The organism is Staphylococcus pettenkoferi (genome assembly GCF_002902685.1).
GTDB lineage: Bacteria > Bacillota > Bacilli > Staphylococcales > Staphylococcaceae > Staphylococcus > Staphylococcus pettenkoferi.
Genome location: NZ_PPRN01000024.1, coordinates 25,415 through 45,952 on the forward strand (window position 1 = coordinate 25,415; position 20,538 = coordinate 45,952).

Here is a 20,538-nt window from a genome sequence, read left to right on the forward strand (position 1 = left end):
CGCAGCATTCCCAACACTACGAGCTAGACTTCAATGAACCATTCTATAACTCAATATGTCGTCCTTTCCACTCTACTTGTTTACGTAGCTTTGTGCTGTACCAAGACAAACCGTAAACGTAGAAGAAAAACAGCACATGTAGTGGAAACGTAACTATAGAACTGAGACGTGTTGAAATGACACGTCGGCTTAAAACAAAGAAACTCAAACCATAACACAGGAGAGCTGATAACCGACGTGACGCCACCGCAATCATGCTTCCACTTAGCCACAGCATAACTAACGTCATTACCCATGGATGCGTTTGACTTGAACCGACTGCGATGTGCTTACGAAATCCTCGCACCATTTCTGAGAGACTGTGATACATACGGAAGTGAACATAACCTTTTCCTAAACGCAAATCGATAGGTATCCCGGCTCGTGCATACGCTCGATACAACGCCTCACCTTCCATCACTGCATCTTTCGCCACACGATGACCTCCGATACGCCAATAATCTTCTCGATGGGTCAACATGACTGGACCAAATAAACAAGACGTCTGCATATGAGGCAAGAGACTAAAGATATTCATACCGACTACCGTAACAATATTAAAAACAGAAGCGAGTCGCTCCAAGGCACCACCTGTTTCATGATAAGGTTGCACACTCAATACGCCCTGACTTTGACCATTTCCCAGGAAATCTTTCAATGCGTAGGGATGAGTAAAAAAGGTATCCGCATCCATAAATAATAAGCGTTCATGATGTGCTATTTGAGCCCCGACGTAGCAAGCGTAACTTTTACCTGACCAAGTGTGAGGCTCAACATCGACAACATCTGTACCATATTCATGCGCAATCGCTCGTGTGTTATCCGTCGACTGGTCATCCGCTACAATGACTTCTACCTCTACTTGTTGCTGACGACGAATCGACTTCAACAACCGAGGAAGACGATGTGCTTCGTTTCGTGCAGGAATGATAATCGACACCTGACGTCTGACATCTGAATGCGTAGACTGAATATAGCGCGCTCGACCCAGCAATATGAGTGGCAAACTGCAAAATATCAGAAAGAGTAATCGCTTCATTCGGGAATCATCTCACCGACTTGCTGACCGCTGAGCACGACCATCGGCATACCTCCACCAGGGTTAACAGTGCCACCTACAAAGTATAGATTATCGACCACTTCAGACCGCTTAGGGTGCTTAAACCCTCGATTCAATCGACGATCTGACAGCGTGCCATAGATGGAACCCCCATCAGAATAATAGAGTGCGTGTAAGTCATCTGGCGTCAACGTATACTCTGAGACAATGTGCGACCGTAAACCTTCAAGTCCCATCGCCTCTAATTTGGCTAAGACACGTTCACGGAAACGTTGGTAACTCGCCTCAGTAAAGGATGCTCCTGCAGGAATGTGAGGCAGGATCTTCAAGTTGTCAGAACCCTCAGGTGCTTGCGTTGCATCTGTCGAAGTCGTATGGACGAGGTAAATCGTCGGATCCGTCGGTAACATCTTATCATGAAAGACTTGCTTGTAATTGCGCTTTGAATCTTTAGAGAAGAAGAAATTATGATGCGCAAGTTGCGAATATTGCTTATCCAAACCGAGATGCATGACGTAGCCAGAGCTAGCCGGTGGGAATTTGCGTTCCCATTTCTTAAGTTGTTTCGGCGTATAATCAAGGATATGACGGTAAAATGGTAGTACCTCCATATTCGAAATGAACACATCGGCACTCACAGTCTGCCCATTGACTACGAGACTTTCAATACGCTCTTTCTCTGTCGTGGCATGGGTAATTTCAGCATTCAGTTCTATCTGAACACCAATATCGCGCGCAAGTTGTTCCATTCCTTGTGCCAGTTTATGCAAACCACCTTGGACATACCAAACGCCCTGTTCATGTTGCATATGTGCCATCATGTTCAATACTGCTGGCGCATCGTAGGCACTGGAGCCGACGTATTTAATAAAATATCCCAACATATCTCGTAAATGTGCATTACTAATATAGTGATTAATCGCTTGTTGCATCGTCCGAAAGACATCGAATTGTAGCGCTTTGAACGGTCCATAATAACGTATCACTTGGCGTAAGTTATCGAGACCATGTCGGAAATATCCTTGTTCCGTTAAACGATCTAATCGGCCGGCGTAGTTAAGAAATTGGCGATACTCAGACATATCACGCTCTGATAATTGCGACGCCGTTTGCATACGTTCGAGATCTTGGTACAAATCAATCTTTGCACCATCAGGAAAGAAGGCACGCCATTGTAAGGGGATTTCAGTAATGTCCACATAATCACGCATCTCTCTATCACTGCGCTTAAATAGCCGTTCCATCACTTTAGGCATCGTCAAGAGTGAAGGCCCTAAATCAAAACCGAAACCGTCCTGTTCACGACGATTAAGCTTGCCTCCGAGATGATCATTTTTCTCATATAACGTGACTTCAAAGCCGCGTTGACGCAACGTAATCGCCGCAGACATTCCGCCTAATCCGCCACCGATAACTACTACTTTGCTAGGCATGATCTCAACCTCCTACATTATGTTTCTCTTTACGATATAACGCTTGCTTACGACTGCGAGGTACGACATGTCGTTGAGAAAGTGAATCGTAATGATGTTCGCGAATCACATTGAGAATTTCTCCATACACGGTCGCCGATAAGCATACCGGCAGTCTCGCTTCCCTCTTATAATGTGACAACTCATCACGAAATTGCTTGTAACGTGTTTCCGCTTCAACCGCCAGCGCTTCAAAGAGTTGCTTAAAGCCATTTGTCACTTGTCCTTGTGCAATTTGCGGTTCCGTCACACCATAGTGTGCCATCATTTGACGTGGCAAATAGATACGCTGCAAATCACGATAGTCTTCTCCCACATCGCGCAATATATTCGTCAACTGCATCGCGACACCCAGACGACGCGCCTGAGCATAACGTTGCGCATCAACTTCATGGCTCAATATCGGCAGTAACATCCCGCCAACCGACGCAGCGACTTTCTCACAATACATCACTAGCGTTTCAAACGTCTCAGGTTGCTTGAACATCAAATCCATTCGTTGCCCTTCTATCTGCTCATCGTAAAAGTCAGTGTTGATCTCATAACGTTCGTGTACCCACGCAAGCGCTCTCCATACAGGATGATCAACTACCTTTCCTCGTTTAAAATGATCAAGTTCGCGTTGAATTTGATCAATCGACCCTTGTTCTTCATCTACCGCATCATCACACATACGACAAAACGCATAAATCGCATACACGGCTAAACGGTCTTGTTTCGGCAATTGGGAGAAGGCGTAATAGAACGATTTCGAATGTTGTTTGATCACACGTTCACAGTAAGCCAAATCTCTATTTTTCATAATGACCTCCTCGTGCATCTTTTAAAATCTCCTCTACAGCAATCTTCGCCGATAATAAGACGATCGGCACACCAGCGCCAGGGTGTGTACTGCTTCCCGTGAAGTAAAGTCCGCGCACGTTAGCCGATTTACTTTGAGGGCGTAAATGATTACTTTGCGCCAATGTCGGCATTAAACCAAATGTAGCACCGTAATAGGCATTGAAGTCTTGTTCGAAATCTTTAGGCGTTGTTACACGCTCTGACTGAATATGTTGCGCAAAGCGTTCAAACTCTGGGAGCTCTGACATTTTATCCAATACTTTCTGACGATAATAGTCCGTCATTGCTTCCGTCCACTGATACTTCATTACTTGCGTATTCGACACTGGCATCAGCACATAAATACCGTCTTTCCCTTCAGGTGCAAGTGACGGATCTAATTGCGATGCGACATAAAAATATAGAGATGGATCAGTAATGACGTCGCCCTCGAATATTTGATGAATATTGCGGTCTAAATTCTCAGAGAAGACGAAGTTGTGAACAGTCGATAGCGCATTAAATTTCTGATCCATACCAAAATAGAACACCAGGCAAGAACAAGAGTAGTCCATGCGATCTATCTTCTTGTCTGGATAGTTCCCTTTGTGTTGGGGTTCCTCTAATAAATATTTCATCGCATATGGGAAGTCTGCATTACACAAGACAATGTCTGACGCCAATCTGCTTTCTGGGGTTTGGACACCTTGAACTATGCCCTCTGACACGCAAATGTCTGTAACTGGTGTTTCGAGTTGAATATCGCCGCCCATCTCTTTAAACCGGCGTGCCATACTTTCAGCCATCGTACGCATGCCCCCTTGAATAAACCACACGCCATAAACAAATTCGATGAGAGGAATAATCGTATAGAGTGATGGCCCTTTATGTGGAGAAATACCAATATACAGCGTTTGAAAGCTGATCATCTGACGCATACGTTGATCTGAAATATATTTTTGAAGCAACTTCTCTGCACTATTTAACGTTTTTAACTTCATGCCTTGATACAAAGTGGTAAAGTTGTAGAAATCTCTTTTACGATTAAAGGACCGTTGAAGAAAGTAATCCTTCGCTGTCAGAAAGCGTGAGTATAAATCACTGAGATAACGCAGAAAGCCTGCTGCATCCGCTTCGCTCACAGATTCAAACATCTCGCGCATCTTAACCAAATCATTCGAGACTTCGAAACGCGTTTGACCATGATCGAAGTAGCTACTATACATAGGATCTAAACGTCTCATCGGGATATAGTCGTCCGCATCTACGCCTGTGAGTTCAAAGATTTCACGATAAAGCTCAGGCATCATAACTATGGTGGGCCCTAAATCAAAGGTATAGCCATCAAAGTCCACGCGATTCATCTTTCCACCGACGTGAGATTGCTTCTCCACAATCGTGACTTGATAACCTTCGTTCTGCAGTCTTATCGCACTAGCTAATCCTGCTACACCAGCGCCAATGACAATTACACGGGTCACATTATCATCCTTTCATTGCGAGATAGACTTGTTAAAGCGTTGTTGCCGTATGTTGAACGCGATTCACTTCAGTTACTTACGAGGGGTAAAATGACTAAGAAATATCGTGGCCTCCCACTTCACTCTATAACGATTTCAGTTATGGCGCATTAGAGTGACGTTGGTTCATCTTCTTAAGCACACGTTCAAGTCGTATGCGATTATAACGTTGTACTAAAATAAATGGCAGATTGCTCATCACAGCGTAAACAACATGAATGGCGCGATAACGAGGCGGGTTCCACAAGAAGAAGAGCGGAAAAGGCGCCATCGAAAGCCAATGTGTCAGTTCCGCACGATTGACTTCGAGAAGAAAGCGTTCGACTAAATCCTCAGTATGTTCGTTAAAGTGAGATTTATCATAACTTAAGAAGAGAAATTGAGAACTTTCGGGTAATTGATCTTTCCATCGGCGAATATGTAGATAACGCTTTAGCACATCCGCTTCATTTCTAAAGTTGCGAAAGTAAGGACGTATGCGTCGAAGTTGCTGGGTCGGGATGAGTGCTACCCCTATCGATACAATCATATGTACGAGAAACCATCCTACTATATTTTTCAGCACTAATCGTTTCATCTTCCTCAACTCTCTTTAGCACAATTTAGTTCCTTTTGAGTGAAAAGGGACGAGTGATTAACTATTTGTCATCAAATAATTAATCACCTCGTCCCATTAACGTATGTGAATTAGTATCTAAATTAAGTTCTCTTATTCCACTTAGATATAGTATTACCCTATTTTGTTGAAAAATATCAGTTTGTCAAAAATCTTTTAAAAATTCTTGCAGCCATCAAACATTTTACCAACATCGTCCTAGGCTCGAATCCCCTTACTCAAAGCGTCTACTGTGCTTCACTACGCCTGCCATCAAGCCTAGAAAGATGAAGTGGCCGACGATCCATAACACATGCGCACCGAAGTGATATTGGAATATCGCTCGCTGAGATAGCCCTATCATCAATGGGTAAAGGACAATGAAAAAGACAGCTAAGATGCCGAGCCAAAGTTTAAAGTTCCATCCTCGACGGCGATCGACCCACAAGCTCGCAGCTAATATCACAAGCGTAATACATAAGTGACAGAATAACTCAACTACAAATGGTGTGTGGGCAGGATCCAGCAAGAAATCTAAATTTAAAAGTAATCCCGCAAGATGCATGTGGAATAGATGATCCACAATTACAAATATGACGTACAACATCAGGGTCAAAGCAATACACCAAAGTACGTAATATAGATAGAATCTCTTGTCGCGTGGCACAACTATAACCTCCTCTATCGCTCCTAGAATCAGTTAATGTGTTTAATAATCTCAGTTGCCATCACTAAACAAAATAACGTAATGCAGTATAACAGCAGAATACTTTGAGAATGATACTTCGTCTCTCGAATAAACGAGTTAATCACGGCCACAACTGCTCCGATTACAACAAAGATTGCTGCTTTCAAGCACCAGGCTTTTAACAGAAAGATCATCAGCGGCATAAAGAATAACGCGATTAGATTAGCGAACAGCAAGAGTAGCACTGCGACCGTATAGATAACGAAGAGAATGCCGACAATACCCATCCCTCTTCGCATAATATATTGGAGCCTAGTCATGGTGCGCACCCTCTTTCTTGAGCTGTTCTAAAGCATCGGTCACAGATTTGGCGTGCATCGTTTCGACAATCTCATCTACCGTCGCTAGTCGACTGTGACGCTGCCACTTGTGAAGTGCAGGACTACTTTGGACGGACTTGCCATCAAATGGCGTATCCTGCGTCAGATGGACGTCTAAATAATGCTTCCAACTATGATTGACGCGAACTTTCACCGTTAATGACGGTGTGGTCTGACGATCTCGAAGTTTCCCTAATTTCATATCTAGGTCGTCAACATGTTCATAGTTGTAACGCGTGTATAACTCAATGCGCTCATGTTGTTCTTCCACATAGCTCGTCCATTCGTGGTTCTTATGATGGTCAGTCAAATGAACTTTGACTAATTGTGTCACGAGCGCAATCGCTAAGGCAATAGTTGTGATTCTCAGTATGTTAATCTTGTCCCTCTCCTTGTCTTCGATGATATCTTACTTCTATGCTTGGATGAAATCGTTGAGTTCTCGATAAACGGCGTCTAACTCCTCTAGTGGATAGAGGAAGAAAGCGTGAATGAGTTTCGGCATGACTTTCGTCGTTACCTCCACGCCATGATCAGCCAATTTGTGGCCAAATGTTACCCCTTCATCACAGAGCGGATCGAGTTCGGCAGCGTAGATCATTGTTTGTGGAAAATTTGATAAATCCTGTGCTAATACAGGTGACACGTATGGATGATCAACATCTTGCGTATCCTCCACATACATCTCATAACAACTTTGCATGGAGGCGCGTGAAATCTGCGGACCATCTTTGAAGCGATTCATACTTGGATAGTTCTCTTCATCGCGATTCGTCAACACGCGTCCATCTAGTGCTGGGTAAAAGAGCACGACTTTATCAAATTGAAAGTTCGCTTGCTCATCTTCAAGCTTCATTGCTACTGCAGTGACGAGGTTGGCACCTGCACTTTCGCCTACACCCATGAGATATTCTGGATCAACATCATAATCTTGCGCATGTTCAGCAATCCACAGTGCAGCTTGATAGCAATCTTCCAATCCTCGAGGAAACTTGTGTTCAGGCGCAAGTCGATAAGTCACAGAGAAGACTTTACAACCAAGCCGTTCCGCAAGTTCTCGCGCAGGCAATTCTATCGTATCGAGCGAACCGCCACGCCATCCTCCACCGTGATAGAGAACGACTGCCCGTCTCGTTTTTAACGTCATTGGCGTATAAATTCGCATATGTATATCCTGTTCTCCAGTTGGATTGATCGTCCGCGCCTCAACATGTGCCACTTCAGGCAGAAATTGATGCACATAGTCGAAGATGCGCTCACTTTCTTCCTTGGTGAAACCGTGGTCAAGGATATCCAACCCTATCGCCTCTTTCATCTGCATACGATACGCAGCCAAACCTTTACTTAACTCCATTTATCTTTCACCTTGATTTCGAATCTGAATTTTCTAAACCTTTAACGTTTATTATACCCCATCCGTACCCCTCCCGCTATATTGGAATAGGCTTTGAGTAAAATTTTCCCGAGGTAAGTTATAATCCCTCTTTAACTGGGGAATACTGTAATAGAACAGGTAATTATGAAGTTGTTAAAATGACTTCTACAAATTTTAATAAACGTGAGCTATAACGCGCTCATTTTACCTAAAATAGCGTAGTTTAGCTAAGGAGGAAAAGTAATGTTTACAGATATTGAAGATAAAGTAGTCATCATCACAGGCGCAGGAAGTGGACTCGGCGCCGACATGGCACAAGCCTTCGGTAAGTCGAAAGCGAAAGTCGTATTGAACGTGCGCAGTGCCAACCATGATGAGACGGTTAAAAAATCGATTCAAACCATTAAAGATGCAGGTGGACAAGCCATCCAAGTCCAAGGTGATGTGACGAAAGAAGAGGACATGGCTCATCTCATCGAAGAAACAGTGAAGCAATTTGGCACGCTCGATATCTTCATCAATAACGCAGGTTACGAGCAACCTATCCCAACGCATGAAATGTCACTCAAAGATTGGCAGAAAGTGACAGACGTCAATTTGACGGGTGCGTTCTTAGGTTCTCAAGCGGCGATCAAGCAGTTCTTGAGTGAGGATAAGAAAGGTGTCATCATTAATATTTCTTCCGTACACGACACCATTCCTTGGCCAAACTATGTCAGCTATGCCGCTAGTAAAGGTGGCGTGAAGCTAATGATGGAAACGATGTCGATGGAATATGCGCAACACGGTATTCGCATTAATAATATTTCACCAGGTGCGATTATGACTGAACGTACGAGTGAGAAATTTGATGATCCAGAGACGCGTGAAGAGACGTTGAAGATGATTCCGGCGCGTGAAATTGGTAAACCGCATCATATTTCTAACACTGCACTGTTTTTAGCTTCCGATTTAGCGAGCTATATTCATGGCACGACGATTTATGTAGATGGTGGTATGACGAACTATCCTGCCTTTATGGGTGGAAAAGGATAGGATTTAGTGAATAAAATTATTGTTTTCTTGACGACTCTCCCTTGCTAATAGGGCTACACTCAACTAATTCTTCTCGCTCAGTGAGCTCCAAGAATGGATTTTCGTTGTAGCCTTTATCTATCTAGCGTGTCGAGTCGTCTGGAAAACAAATATAATTCTAACTTAAAATAGTCTAAGGTTCTCACAAATAATTATTCTACTCCTCTTTTAAATTACGAGATAACATATCATAAACACTCTGCACCATACATTTGTTATAACTTACTATTCCCACATCTCTTTTCTTATATTTAATCTTCACATAATCTAAATTTAATTTGTCTGCCTTAAATCTTAAGGAGTCAGGAAGAATCGTATAACCCTTTTCCATTTTTACATTAGCTAAAATAGAGTCTAGGTTATCTTTATATTCTAAATTCATGTTACTAACGTTGAGATTATCTCTAATAAAATTCAACGTGTCACATGGAGGATTTAATACGAAAAGTGTGCCTTCATTTATTTCTTCAACCTCTACATCTTCTTTAAATGATTCAGATAAGTTTCTTGAACAAATAAGATTATATCCCTCAGAATATAAAGCTTTGTAATATAAATCGTCCTCTTTAACGGACTCTATATCTCCAATCAATGCATCAATTTTCGTTTCATATAAACGAGATAGTAATATTTGAGTCGTACTTTCCACATTTATAGTTAAATCTTTATCTAATATGCGACTCGATGTGTCTTCTAATTGATATAAGAAATAACTGGGTAATACGCCCACTTTCACTTTTGAAGTAGTCATTTTACTAATATCACGCTTTAAATTGCGCATTTCCTTATGTATGTTAACTAACTTTAGTAACACTGTTTCTCCCGCTTCTGTTAAAATATTCCTTTAGCATTTCTGTAAAAGAGCTTGCATTCAAAATAATTTTCTACACTTTTAATTCTTTTACTCAACGCTGGCGTACTGATATTTAAATATTGCGCCGCCTTGTTCATACTTTGTAACTCAGCCACTCTCTTTAAATCCTCAATATAATCTAAATGCATGTGATGACCTCTCTTTTAACTTTTGGTTAAACCCCTGTAGAACTAAATTATTATTCCTAATAACAGGTTTTATTACTAGTCTTACATTATGAGCTCAATCTTAACATCGAGAATCATTACTTAATTATATGTGTGTTTAATCTATAAAAACCATAACATGATTATATTAATTTGAGAGGATAATGTGATATGAGAAAGATATGGGTTTTAACTTTAGGAATGTTTGCGTTAGGCATGGATACATATATTGTTGCAGGTTTATTACCAGACATTGGCCAAGATTTTCATAAATCGAGTTCTGAAGTAGGACAAGGTGTAACAGTGTTTACCTTATGTTTCGCTATGTCTGCTCCCTTATTTTCAACTTTATTAGCAAAAATGCCAGTTAAGAAGAGTCTGATAGTAGCATTAATATTGTTTACTGGGGCTAATATATTAACTGCACTATCACCGAACTACACGATCTATATTATTTCGCGTTGTATCGCCGGACTCGGCGCTGGTTTATTTTCACCTATGGCTATTAGTTCAGCAGGTTATTTAGTTCCATCTCACCATAAAGGTAAAGCACTCGCTTTTACTGTCGGAGGCATGAGTGTAGGAACTGTTATAGGTGTGCCAGTAGGTTTACAATTAGCTAGAATTTTTGATTGGAGAATCTCAATCATTATCATTATTCTTCTAGGTGTAGTAGCTTTAGTAGGTATTTTATTTTCACTTTCTAACTTTAAAATGCCCGCTCCTCCAAGTTTAAGTGCACGTTTTAAATTATTTCTCAACACGCATGTATTACGTGTGGTATCAGTTACGATTTGTGCTGCCATTGCTAGTTTGGGTCTTTACACTTACTTAGCGGACGTAATTAGCACCTTTTTATCACCTCTAAATATCTCTTTATTTCTTACTAGTTGGGGTATTGGAGGTCTTATAGGTAGTTTTGGAATAGGGATTATCTTAGACAAATTTAAAAATACTAATTTTGTAATACTTAGTATTATGGGGATTTTAACGCTAAGTATTATTTTAATTCCGTTGTTGATTCACATACCCCTACTTAATTTAATTCCTTTTATTATATGGGGAGCTATGGGATGGGCGACTCAAGCACCTCAACAACATATTTTACTAGATAAGCACCCAGAACACGGTGCCACATCTGTAGCATTAAATAGTTCTTTAAATTATCTAGGCAGTGCGATCGGTTCTGCCTTAGGTGGCCTTGTACTTGCACAAACACAGTCAGTCAATATATTAATCTATGCTGCTTGTTTCATCGCATTATTAGGTACAATCATACAAATGGTAAATATTAAATTAAGTAATTAGCTAGTATATGAGTTTAGGATATTAAGTGAAATTAAAATATAAGATTAATGAAAATCCATTCCTTGAGCTACATAATGTAGATAAAATACTTTTGGAGACGCAGTAGAGATCTGGATTCATAAGGATTTCCACTCTTATGAATCCTAGCTCTTCTTACGGGAATGCAACCCCTAAACTCCTAATTTAGACATCACTGAACTACACCTCGTTATTTTTAATATTTCGCGACCTTATCAATTAAATTTTCTAGTAGTTGTTGAACGCAATAAATTGAACTCAATCCCTAGTATGTTATCGTAAGCATATCTGACTTTACATATTGGGAGGGTTTCATTTTGCAAGCGCAACGACGTAAGTTATCAGATGTCTTTATATATGCGGGAAGTGTTGTAGGAATTCTTGTTATTCTTGGCGCGATCTTTCCAGATCAATTCGGCCGCGTTTCAAGTGCCATTGCTACGTGGATTTCACATACTTTCGGTTGGTACTACATGCTACTTTATACTGTAATCTTAGGTTTCTTTGCCTTTCTTATCTTCAGCCCTATCGGTAAGTTGAAGCTAGGAAAGCCGGATGACAAACCTGATTTCAATCGCATTTCTTGGATTACGATGCTCTTCAGTGCAGGTATGGGTATTGGTCTTGTCTTCTACGGTGCATCTGAACCGATTTCAGACTACTTATCACCTGCAACTGCCGATCCTGAGACGAAGAAAGCAATGGCGGATGCGTTCAAGTATTCGTTCCTTGATTACGGTTTCCATCCTTGGGCAGTCTACGGCATTGTGGCATTAGCTCTGGCTTATGCTCAGTTTAGAAAAGGCGAAAAAGGCTTGATATCACGCACATTACGTCCTATTTTAGGCAACAAAGTCGAAGGTTGGATGGGAGATGTCGTGGATGCACTCTCCGTCTTCGCGACAATCATCGGTGTTGCCGTATCACTTGGCGTAGGTGCTATGCAAATCAATGGTGGTTTGAACTATCTCTTTGGCATACCGAATAATAAACTCATTCAAGGGATCATCATCGCGATTGTCACTGTACTATTTTTATACAGTGCCTGGAGTGGTCTCAGCAAAGGTATTCAATATTTAAGTAACTTGAACATGTTCTTTGCGGCACTACTACTGATCGTGATCTTCATCGTTGGTCCGACAGTACTCATCTTAAATACACTCACAAATGGCGTAGGTCATTATCTCAATTCATTCTTCGAAATCAGTTTAGACAGCGCGCCATTAAACCATCAGAAATCGAAATGGCTACAGTTATGGACACTGAACTACTGGGGCTGGTGGATGAGCTGGAGTCCGTTCGTCGGTCTCTTTATCGCGCGTATTTCTAAAGGCCGCAGTATCCGAGAATTCGCTATCGCGGTGCTAGGCGCTCCGTTCATCGTGAGTGTCATTTGGTTCAGCGCATTCGGTACGACAGGCATTCACGTTGGTCAAGCGCACAAGAAGATCTTTGAGATGCCACCTGAGACGCAACTCTTCGGTATCTTCAGTCACCTGCCGATGAGTTTCATCTTATCGATGGTCGCATTGCTCTTGATTTCGTCATTCTTCATCACGTCAGCTGACTCGGCGACTTACGTGCTCGGTTCGCAAACGTCATTTGGTACATTATATCCATCTGGCTTTGTTAAAATTGTTTGGGGTATCGGCTTGGCTGCTATCGCTTACGTCTTACTCCTAGCAGGTGGAGACACAGGACTTGATGCCTTACAATCCGCCGCAATCATTTCAGCCTTACCATTCAGTATCGTTGTGATAATGATGATGATTGCTTTTTACAAAGACGCCAATGCCGAACGTAAATTCTTAGGACTATCCTTACAGCCTAACGAAAAACAACATCAATTCTACGTGAAAGAACAAGAAAAACATATGAAGCACTAAGCTAAAAAGCCTATGCTCATACGCATTCAAACGTATGTCAGCATAGGCTTTGTTTCTCTACAATGTATGCAAGATTTCGTTAAGAAATTTAAATAACGTCTTCGTATCCTCTTCATATTTATTCTCAGTCCAGTTACGCAAGATTTCAATCAAGCCACTGCTGATAAAGTCACAGAACATTTCAGGTTGGCTCGACTCACGAATCTTTTGCGCTAATACGTCATCATCTGTGCGTGCTTCCTCTCTCAATATCTTACTATGAATGCGTTTCAGCTCGTTTAACACTTCTACGGAACGCTCTGAAGAGAGCACATGTTTAAAGATCGCTTTATTCTCTTCAAAGTAGGCGGCAAAGGAATTCAAACTCGATTCATCATTATGTCTGAGCTTCCGTTTCTCAAATTCTTGACCTACAAACTGCGCAAGATGATACAACAAATCATATTTATCCTCAAAGTAGCGGTAGAATGTGCTGCGGTTAATCTCCGCTTCTGCGCATAGTTGTTGAACGGTTAACATATCGAAATAGTGCGTATTCAAGAGATCATACGTCACTTGAATAATATGTTGAACCGTGCGTTTTTGTACAGGGGATTGTGCGTTCACCGTCCTGCCTCCTCATGCAATCAATCTTCAGTCTTTCGTTTAAACGTAATTTATCACAGACAAACATCATTTATCAAGCCACAACCTTTATCTACTCACTTTCGTAAAATGCTTATCGTTTACTCATCATATTTCTAAAACTGTCGTAATCCCTCAAAAATTATCGTCTCCTCTATAACCAACTTTAGCTCTCCCGTCACTAAAATTACCTTATCTATCTGACATTAAAGTCGCCCTACACCCCTCTTCCAACACTAAAAATCGCCCCTATCTAAATGGTCAATCGCTACACAAACCATTCAAATAGGGACGATATAAGGAGTTACATATTTTTTATAGTTACTTATTGTATATTGGGAGAATTTGAATTACATCTGAATTCGTTACCTTATGCTAATCTTTATGAATTTGGGACGATAAAAGAGAGCGCCTTATGATTGCTCAGAACTCCCTTTATTTTGTCCCAGAGGTTTACACCGGTGAATTAATCACCGATATCTTTCTTCCAATCATCGACTTTATTGTCGTGATCGTCTACATAGTCCTTAGCAACTTGTTGTGGATTCTTGTTCTCTTTAAAGATTTTCTTCGCTAAGTCTTCTTCATCTTTCTGACTCCAGTCATCAGCAATGCGTGTCGCAATCGTGTACGCACCTGGATGATTCTGTTTGAAGTCTTTATTGAAGACTAAGTCAATGTGTTGATCGTTAGAACCATAAATTTTCTCTGGATCTTTCAACATCTTGAAGTCGAGCTCTTTGTTAATCCAACTAGGATCCATCGCTGTAAAGACGAGGGGTTGTTGTTTCTTGTATGCTTCTTGAATCTTCTTGAATTGTTCTTGGTCTGATGACTTGTGTAATTTGTATTTACTTAAGTCATTGTCACCAATCTCATCTTTCGTTTGTTTCATAACACCGTTACGTTTGTCTGTACCTTGGATAGTCCAGTCTACTTTGTCACCAAAGCTTTTCGCTTTTAAGTCACGCGTAGAGTCCACGTCTTTCATGTACTTAGGCACTGCAAGACCGACTTTCACGTCATCGTTTAAGTGCTTTTTATCATAAACAGTTAAGTTATCTTTAAACTTGTTGTAATAACGTTTGTCTGTAGATGGGAAAATGCCTGATGCATGGAATTGGTCTTTATCCTGCGAAACGGACGCGTACATTGGACCGCTCGCTGGCATTGGTGTCGTCTTCACGTTATAGCCTGCTTTCTTCAACACTTCAGCAATGACAAGTGAGCGTGGTGAAGAATTGTCAGACGCGATATAAGGGATTTCAACATCTTTGTCCCCTAATGACGTCGCTTTGTCATCTGAAGCACCGCCATTACCACACGCACTTAGCACGAGGGCTAAGGCGAGTGTGGCGATGAGGCCGAACGTCTTAAATAAACGTCGCTTGATCATCATTCGTTCCTCCTTATGCAATTAATCTAAGTCTCCGTATCCATTCGTACGATCATTTTTATACTTATCATAAATATCTTTATGGTTCACACGTGCGTAGAGCATCAATGCGTTGAAGACAATGTCTTGGTCTGAAGACTCTTGTGCAAGTGCTTCGTAAAGTTCAGTTGTCTTCTCAATCTTACGTTTCTGTTCTTCGTCTGATGGCGCTTGTTGATCGTTATACTGACTGTAACGGCTGTCTTCAGTGTAAGCACGTTCATAGTCGATATCTTCGCTCGCATGGGCACCTGTGAAGTAACTGTTGTACGCATTGTAGAAATGACTACCACCAGAATAGCCTGCACCTTCTGGACGACCTGATTCATAAGTTGTGTAAGCAGGTTTGTGACTATCTGCATGTTGACGGTCTGGATCTACGTGATCTGAAGGTAAATCAGAGCCAACCGCTTCAGAACGATCATGTGTTGCTGCTGGTGCCATGCTTTGTTGTGCATCTTTGTTTGCTGCTTCTGAATCATCTTCTTCTAACGCCTTACCTTCCACGTCAATCTTAGGCAAGATCGCATCTAACCATTTCGGTAAGTACCATGATGCTTTGCCGAAGAGTTTCGTCAATGCTGGAATAATCATCATACGAACGATAAAGGCATCAAAGAGTACACCGAATGCGAGTGCGAGACCTACAGATTTGATTGCTGTGTCATCTTGGAAGACGAATGAGATAAACACACTGAACATGATGAGTGCAGCTGCTACGATGACTGGACCACTTTGCTTGATACCTACGAGAATCGCACGGTCGTTGTCACCTGTCTTACTGTATTCCTCGTGTACACGTGTCATCAAGAACAGTTCGTAGTCGATGGCGAGACCAAAGAGGATACCGATGACGATAACTGGTAAGAATGCCAGTATCGGTCCTGTCGCATCTACACCAAAGAGTCCGCCTAAGAATCCGTCTTGCATAACGAGTGTTGTAAAGCCGAGTGTCGCTGCGAGAGAGAGTACGAAACCAAGCACGGCTTTCAACGGTACGACGATTGAACGGAAGACAAAGAGTAAGAGAACGAATGCAATCGCTACGATAACACCTGCGAATACAGGAATTGCATTATTGAGTTTTTCTGACATATCAATGTTAATGACACTTTGTCCTGAAATTTCTGTGTTGAAGTCATATTTTTCTTTCGCTTGACTATGATAGTCACGTAATTCGTAAGTTAGATCTTGTGTTGATTTCGCATTAGGTCCTTCGTCTGGAACGATAGAAATTAATGCGTAGTGATTATTTTCATTGAGATGTGCCTTTTCAACCTTATCCACGTGATCTAAATCTTTAATATCATCACGAATATTGTCTAAGTCATTCTCAATATCTTTCTTACTACCGCCATCTTTCGTATTTACGAGCATAACGATTTGACCATTGTAACCTTCACCAAAGTTATCAGAGATCATGTTGTAAGCTTTATGCTCTGGTGAATTCTGCGGTTTCAAGCTGTCGTCTGGCATACCTAAACGCATATGCGTTACCGGAATGAGTGCAATGATTAAGATGACTAAACCGATGAGCGCTGCAATGAGCGGTTTACCAGTGATAAATCTGCCCCAACCATTGCCTTGTGCTTTCTTCGCTTCTTCATCTTGTGATTGTTGCACTGCTTGGTGTTGTACACCTTGTGCATCTTCTGTCGTAGAAGCAGTAGCTTGAGATTGTTGTTTCTCTTTCTTGCTTCTCAACTTGATATGTTTGCGGAAAATGCTGATGAGCGCTGGTAAAAGAGTGAGCGCTGCAAGTACCGCAAAGAGCACACTAATTGCTGAAGCAAAGCCCATCACGGCTAAGAAGTCGATGCCGACGAGTGATAGACCACAAACGGCAACCATTACTGTAATACCTGCGAAGATGACCGCACTACCTGCAGTACCTACCGCAAGACCAATGGCTTCGATTGGATCTTTACCTTTCTTCGCAATTTCCTTATATCTAAATAGAATGAATAAGGAGTAGTCGATGCCGACCGCGAGACCGATCATGACGGCAAGCGTTAATGTAAAGTTTGGAATGTCGAACGCATACGTTAAGAGTCCAATGATACCAACACTTGTACCAAGACCGATTAATGCGCTGACAATCGGCATACCTGCTGCGATGATAGAACCAAATGTGATGAGTAAGATAATGAAGGCAGCAATGATACCTACAATTTCAGAAGTACCGCCGACTTCAGTCTTCATAGACATTTGATTTGTCTGTTCAATCTTAAGGTTATGATCATCTTTCACATCATCAAGCTCTTTATTGATGATCTTCTTAGATTGATCTTGCATATTCGTTTGAGAAACGACGTAGTTGATATCTGCAATCGCAGTATCTTTCTCTTTATTTACCTGTCCACTATCATATGGATCAGAAATATTTTGCACATAGTCATCATCTTGTTTAATGTTGTCTAGTGCTTTCTGAATATCTTTCTTCGTATCTTTATCTGTAATGCCATTGTCTTTATCCGAGTGGAAGACAATCCGCATCTTCGCTTTCTGACTATCCTGATGGAATTCTTTACTGATCTTGTCATTTGTATCGATGGATTTCAGACCATTCATCGTGATGTCATCGTCAAACTTCGGCGCGTTAACGACGAGCGTGCCGATGATAATGGCTAACACAATGATCCATGCAAAGAGCGCTGACCACTTGTGCTTCGCGATGAACGAGCCCATTCTATACAGTAACTTTGCCAAGACACTACCTCCTATAACTTATTCTAAATTTGGAATTACTCCAACTTTTCCCTTTTCACGTAATTTTAAAAGTAATATTACGCCCTATTTTGGAACACATTTTACAGTGTACTCGCCTCATTTTTCATTGAACACCATTAGTTTGTTTATTGTGTTTAAAAATGCAACAGATACGCAAAATTGTTGTTATTTTCTCGTTTAACTCGCGTAGTTATCACTTTCTCTCTTACTTTTAAAATGCGACAAAGCGCTCTAATTCTCCCCTACCCTTTTATAATGAGGAGAACATAATTGTTGATTAATCGCGCGAGATTGGTTATAGTTGAATTAATCGTACACGATTGAAAGGAGTGGATACATGGACCTATCAGATATGAAACTTACGAATCAACTCTGTTTTTCCGCCTACAATGTGAATCGCTTATTCGGTCAATTTTACGAACAACAACTCAAACAATTTGGACTGACATTCTCACAATATTTAGTGCTATTGACGCTGTGGGAGCAGAGTCCTCAAACATTGAATGCAATCGGTCAACAACTCGATTTATCCAGCAACACGCTCACTCCCCTTTTAAAAAGGCTAGAACAAGCCGGCTGGGTCACACGGCACAAATCAGACCAAGACAAACGACAACTCGTCGTATCCCTCACCGAAAAAGGCACACGCGAACAAGCTGCCGTCTTCAAAGCCATCTCAGAATGCGTCTCCTCAGAACTAGATCTCGAAAGCTATCAACAAGCGAAACAGACATTGGAACAGTTGGAAGTACACTTGAAACAGCTCTTACAAGATAAAGAATAGGAAAGGATGAGGTACAATGACACAATCTATTTATGATATTGAAGTGAAGAAGAATACAGGTGAAACATACAAGTTGGATGAGTATAAAGGCCAAGTCATGGTCATCGTTAACACGGCGACGAAATGTGGATTGAAAGGTCAGTTTGAAGATTTAGAAGAGATCTATCAACAATACAAAGATCAAGGTTTAGTAGTACTTGGCTTTCCTTGTAACCAATTCGCGAACCAAGAACCTGAGACCGACGATACCGTTGCACAAACTTGTAAAATCAACTTTGGCGTAACCTTCCCACTCCACGCAAAGATTGACGTGAACGGTAAAAACGAACACCCACTCTTTACGTACTTAAAAGAACAACAAAACGGACTATTCAATAGTAAGATTAAATGGAACTTCACCAAATTCCTTATCGACCGTGAAGGCAACGTCGTAAAACGCTTCGCACCCAAAGACAAGCCACAAAACATGATAGAAGATATCGAGAAATTGATTTAATAAAGTAGGCAGAATTTGCATTTCCGCGTTGTATAAAATTATAAAGTACTTAAAAGGCGCAGTTTCCCTCATTCCACGAGAGTCACTGCGTTTTTTCTTATTCTTAGTATAGAAAATTTTGTAGTGATTCATTCGATAACTTAAAGTATTGAAATAAATGAGAGAGATAACTACATTAAAGATAACTATACAAGAAGTGGAAATCATGACTTTTAAAAATGCGAGAACAGTAAGACCTTTGGAAGCAACTCAAATTGTAACGTTGCCTAATGAAGTACTACAAAGATTAAATATTTGTGAAAGAAAGCAACTAAGATTTAACGTTGAAGACGAAAAAATACCTATCGAAAAAGCACCTAATGAAGATTCTTATGACAATAAAGATATATTGAATATTGCCGAAAAGATGACAGAAAGATACGGTGAAACATTTAAAAAATTAGTAGATATATAAAGTTTAAAAATCATGAAATATCTTACAGCAAAAGAAATGGGTAGATTTTAATATTAAATTAGCCACTTAAAAAACATACAAAAACGCCAAGTGAATTTCATGTTATTGTTGAAGTCACGACACTAACAATAAAGTAACGAATTCACATGACGCAGACTCGTTGTAACACGAAATCACGTAAAGGAACACATCTTATTCAACATAGGATGGTATAAATGATTGGAAAAGAGATTTATCGTTGTACTATCTCGCCAGCATTTTTATCTAAGTCAATGTATAAATTATTATTTACTTTAGTGGGTATTGCTCCCTTTTCATATCTAGTTATACTTGCTTTACTAATCCCAGTTAATTCGGCAAATTCGCTTAGTGACAATCCATATTTATCTCTAATTTCTTTTATCTTTTCTTTACTTAATATGTTATTTTGCTCTCTATACATATCGAAAGCTTTATTTATAGCTATAGCATCTAGTTCTTCGTTAAAAACTTTTTCATTTGTTTCTATATCAAAACAAAATTCTGATTCTACTTCGATCTCTTGCCCTCTAACTTTAAATACCTCAGTTCCTTTTTTAATATAAGTTCTCATATTAGCTCCTCCTAGGGTTAAACATACGGTCTAGTAGATAGATCAGAAGACGATTTGGAAGATAAAATTCTACATTGTTTATCTTTAGTTAACATTACATCCTTCAACTGGCATTATTTAAAAACATTTTACCACTAATCTATTTCTAATATAGACTCATTTACTC

The 20,538-nt window shown here is 40.6% G+C and carries 20 protein-coding genes and 2 pseudogenes; 6 read left to right on the forward strand and 16 right to left on the reverse strand.

Annotation, left to right across the window (positions count from 1 at the left end):
* Positions 1 to 43 precede the first annotated feature (43 nt).
* From CD126_RS05355 to CD126_RS05395, 9 genes are all read right to left on the reverse strand, one after another.
* Positions 44 to 1,078, reverse strand: a complete 1,035-nt coding sequence (locus CD126_RS05355) for a glycosyltransferase family 2 protein (RefSeq protein WP_049407954.1) — start codon at positions 1,076 to 1,078, stop codon at positions 44 to 46.
* Positions 1,075 to 2,532 (reverse strand): phytoene desaturase family protein, encoded by a 1,458-nt coding sequence (locus CD126_RS05360; protein ID WP_049407956.1) that lies wholly within the window; start codon positions 2,530 to 2,532, stop codon positions 1,075 to 1,077. The genes CD126_RS05355 and CD126_RS05360 overlap by 4 nt, the downstream gene beginning before the upstream one ends.
* Positions 2,533 to 2,536: 4 nt before the next feature.
* Positions 2,537 to 3,373 (reverse strand): phytoene/squalene synthase family protein, encoded by an 837-nt coding sequence (locus CD126_RS05365; protein WP_160313435.1) that lies wholly within the window; start codon positions 3,371 to 3,373, stop codon positions 2,537 to 2,539.
* On the reverse strand, positions 3,363 to 4,874 hold the full coding sequence (locus CD126_RS05370; RefSeq protein ID WP_049407959.1) for a phytoene desaturase family protein: 1,512 nt from the start codon (positions 4,872 to 4,874) through the stop codon (positions 3,363 to 3,365). The genes CD126_RS05365 and CD126_RS05370 overlap by 11 nt, the downstream gene beginning before the upstream one ends.
* A 139-nt stretch (positions 4,875 to 5,013) precedes the next feature.
* On the reverse strand, positions 5,014 to 5,490 hold the full coding sequence (locus tag CD126_RS05375) for a glycosyl-4,4'-diaponeurosporenoate acyltransferase CrtO family protein (protein WP_053092840.1): 477 nt from the start codon (positions 5,488 to 5,490) through the stop codon (positions 5,014 to 5,016).
* Between the two features lie 253 nt (positions 5,491 to 5,743).
* Positions 5,744 to 6,175 (reverse strand): hypothetical protein, encoded by a 432-nt coding sequence (locus CD126_RS05380; RefSeq protein ID WP_049407961.1) that lies wholly within the window; start codon positions 6,173 to 6,175, stop codon positions 5,744 to 5,746.
* Between the two features lie 29 nt (positions 6,176 to 6,204).
* Positions 6,205 to 6,516, reverse strand: a complete 312-nt coding sequence (locus CD126_RS05385; protein WP_040806546.1) for a hypothetical protein — start codon at positions 6,514 to 6,516, stop codon at positions 6,205 to 6,207.
* Positions 6,509 to 6,910, reverse strand: coding sequence for a hypothetical protein (locus CD126_RS05390; RefSeq protein WP_103370145.1), 402 nt, complete (start codon positions 6,908 to 6,910; stop codon positions 6,509 to 6,511). The genes CD126_RS05385 and CD126_RS05390 overlap by 8 nt, the downstream gene beginning before the upstream one ends.
* Positions 6,911 to 6,991: 81 nt before the next feature.
* Entirely contained in the window at positions 6,992 to 7,930 is a 939-nt protein-coding gene (locus CD126_RS05395; protein WP_049407964.1) for an alpha/beta hydrolase, read from the reverse strand.
* A gap of 264 nt (positions 7,931 to 8,194) precedes the next feature.
* Between CD126_RS05395 and CD126_RS05400 the strand changes: the two genes are divergently transcribed.
* A complete protein-coding gene (locus CD126_RS05400; protein ID WP_103370146.1) occupies positions 8,195 to 8,986 on the forward strand; it encodes a glucose 1-dehydrogenase in 792 nt (263 codons plus the stop codon).
* 196 nt (positions 8,987 to 9,182) lie between these two features.
* Here the strand turns inward: CD126_RS05400 and CD126_RS05405 are convergent, their stop codons facing one another.
* Positions 9,183 to 9,839 (reverse strand): type 2 periplasmic-binding domain-containing protein, encoded by a 657-nt coding sequence (locus tag CD126_RS05405; protein ID WP_049407968.1) that lies wholly within the window; start codon positions 9,837 to 9,839, stop codon positions 9,183 to 9,185.
* A gap of 17 nt (positions 9,840 to 9,856) precedes the next feature.
* Positions 9,857 to 10,027, reverse strand: coding sequence for a helix-turn-helix domain-containing protein (locus CD126_RS05410; protein ID WP_082143058.1), 171 nt, complete (start codon positions 10,025 to 10,027; stop codon positions 9,857 to 9,859).
* Positions 10,028 to 10,216: 189 nt separating this feature from the next.
* Between CD126_RS05410 and CD126_RS05415 the strand changes: the two genes are divergently transcribed.
* Both CD126_RS05415 and CD126_RS05420 read left to right on the forward strand, forming a co-directional pair.
* Positions 10,217 to 11,353 carry an MFS transporter gene (locus CD126_RS05415; RefSeq protein ID WP_103370147.1) on the forward strand — a complete coding sequence of 379 codons (1,137 nt, stop codon included), beginning with the start codon at positions 10,217 to 10,219 and terminating at the stop codon, positions 11,351 to 11,353.
* A 335-nt stretch (positions 11,354 to 11,688) separates the two neighbouring features.
* Positions 11,689 to 13,257, forward strand: a complete 1,569-nt coding sequence (locus CD126_RS05420) for a BCCT family transporter (protein ID WP_049407971.1) — start codon at positions 11,689 to 11,691, stop codon at positions 13,255 to 13,257.
* A gap of 57 nt (positions 13,258 to 13,314) precedes the next feature.
* On the opposite strand, the gene CD126_RS05425 is transcribed toward CD126_RS05420, so the two are convergent.
* From CD126_RS05425 to CD126_RS12465, 4 genes and pseudogenes are all read right to left on the reverse strand, one after another.
* Complete coding sequence (locus CD126_RS05425) at positions 13,315 to 13,863, reverse strand: TetR/AcrR family transcriptional regulator (protein ID WP_103370148.1); 549 nt, start codon at positions 13,861 to 13,863, stop codon at positions 13,315 to 13,317.
* A 484-nt stretch (positions 13,864 to 14,347) separates the two neighbouring features.
* Positions 14,348 to 15,277, reverse strand: a complete 930-nt coding sequence (locus CD126_RS05430) for a glycine betaine ABC transporter substrate-binding protein (RefSeq protein WP_002471952.1) — start codon at positions 15,275 to 15,277, stop codon at positions 14,348 to 14,350.
* A gap of 21 nt (positions 15,278 to 15,298) precedes the next feature.
* A pseudogene (locus CD126_RS12460) lies at positions 15,299 to 16,891 on the reverse strand (MMPL family transporter); the annotation flags it as partial.
* A gap of 122 nt (positions 16,892 to 17,013) precedes the next feature.
* A pseudogene (locus CD126_RS12465) lies at positions 17,014 to 18,025 on the reverse strand (MMPL family transporter); the annotation flags it as partial.
* Positions 18,026 to 18,383: 358 nt separating this feature from the next.
* Here CD126_RS12465 and CD126_RS05440 point away from each other — a divergent pair.
* The 3 genes from CD126_RS05440 to CD126_RS05450 all read left to right on the forward strand — a co-directional run bounded on the left by CD126_RS05440 (position 18,384) and on the right by CD126_RS05450 (position 19,780).
* Positions 18,384 to 18,830: a MarR family winged helix-turn-helix transcriptional regulator gene (locus CD126_RS05440; protein WP_049407977.1), complete on the forward strand. Its 447-nt coding sequence runs from the start codon at positions 18,384 to 18,386 to the stop codon at positions 18,828 to 18,830.
* Positions 18,831 to 18,846: 16 nt separating this feature from the next.
* Entirely contained in the window at positions 18,847 to 19,326 is a 480-nt protein-coding gene (locus CD126_RS05445; protein ID WP_049407979.1) for a glutathione peroxidase, read from the forward strand.
* A gap of 205 nt (positions 19,327 to 19,531) precedes the next feature.
* Positions 19,532 to 19,780 (forward strand): AbrB/MazE/SpoVT family DNA-binding domain-containing protein, encoded by a 249-nt coding sequence (locus tag CD126_RS05450; protein WP_049407980.1) that lies wholly within the window; start codon positions 19,532 to 19,534, stop codon positions 19,778 to 19,780.
* A 232-nt stretch (positions 19,781 to 20,012) separates the two neighbouring features.
* Here CD126_RS05450 and CD126_RS05455 read toward each other — a convergent pair whose 3' ends face one another.
* Complete coding sequence (locus CD126_RS05455) at positions 20,013 to 20,372, reverse strand: type II TA system antitoxin MqsA family protein (RefSeq protein WP_049407982.1); 360 nt, start codon at positions 20,370 to 20,372, stop codon at positions 20,013 to 20,015.
* Positions 20,373 to 20,538 lie beyond the last annotated feature (166 nt).

What these genes read in the sequence shown, in the direction of transcription:
- CD126_RS05450 (WP_049407980.1), top strand. Translation starts at nt 19,532, where the DNA reads ATGACTTTTAAAAATGCGAGAACAGTAAGACCTTTGGAAGCAACTCAA.
- CD126_RS05385 (WP_040806546.1), bottom strand. Translation starts at nt 6,516, where the DNA reads ATGACTAGGCTCCAATATATTATGCGAAGAGGGATGGGTATTGTCGGC.
- CD126_RS05355 (WP_049407954.1), bottom strand. Translation starts at nt 1,078, where the DNA reads ATGAAGCGATTACTCTTTCTGATATTTTGCAGTTTGCCACTCATATTG.
- CD126_RS05395 (WP_049407964.1), bottom strand. Translation starts at nt 7,930, where the DNA reads ATGGAGTTAAGTAAAGGTTTGGCTGCGTATCGTATGCAGATGAAAGAG.
- CD126_RS05375 (WP_053092840.1), bottom strand. Translation starts at nt 5,490, where the DNA reads ATGAAACGATTAGTGCTGAAAAATATAGTAGGATGGTTTCTCGTACAT.
- CD126_RS05410 (WP_082143058.1), bottom strand. Translation starts at nt 10,027, where the DNA reads ATGCATTTAGATTATATTGAGGATTTAAAGAGAGTGGCTGAGTTACAA.
- CD126_RS05430 (WP_002471952.1), bottom strand. Translation starts at nt 15,277, where the DNA reads ATGATCAAGCGACGTTTATTTAAGACGTTCGGCCTCATCGCCACACTC.
- CD126_RS05440 (WP_049407977.1), top strand. Translation starts at nt 18,384, where the DNA reads ATGGACCTATCAGATATGAAACTTACGAATCAACTCTGTTTTTCCGCC.
- CD126_RS05445 (WP_049407979.1), top strand. Translation starts at nt 18,847, where the DNA reads ATGACACAATCTATTTATGATATTGAAGTGAAGAAGAATACAGGTGAA.
- CD126_RS05365 (WP_160313435.1), bottom strand. Translation starts at nt 3,373, where the DNA reads ATGAAAAATAGAGATTTGGCTTACTGTGAACGTGTGATCAAACAACAT.
- CD126_RS05415 (WP_103370147.1), top strand. Translation starts at nt 10,217, where the DNA reads ATGAGAAAGATATGGGTTTTAACTTTAGGAATGTTTGCGTTAGGCATG.
- CD126_RS05455 (WP_049407982.1), bottom strand. Translation starts at nt 20,372, where the DNA reads ATGAGAACTTATATTAAAAAAGGAACTGAGGTATTTAAAGTTAGAGGG.
- CD126_RS05360 (WP_049407956.1), bottom strand. Translation starts at nt 2,532, where the DNA reads ATGCCTAGCAAAGTAGTAGTTATCGGTGGCGGATTAGGCGGAATGTCT.
- CD126_RS05400 (WP_103370146.1), top strand. Translation starts at nt 8,195, where the DNA reads ATGTTTACAGATATTGAAGATAAAGTAGTCATCATCACAGGCGCAGGA.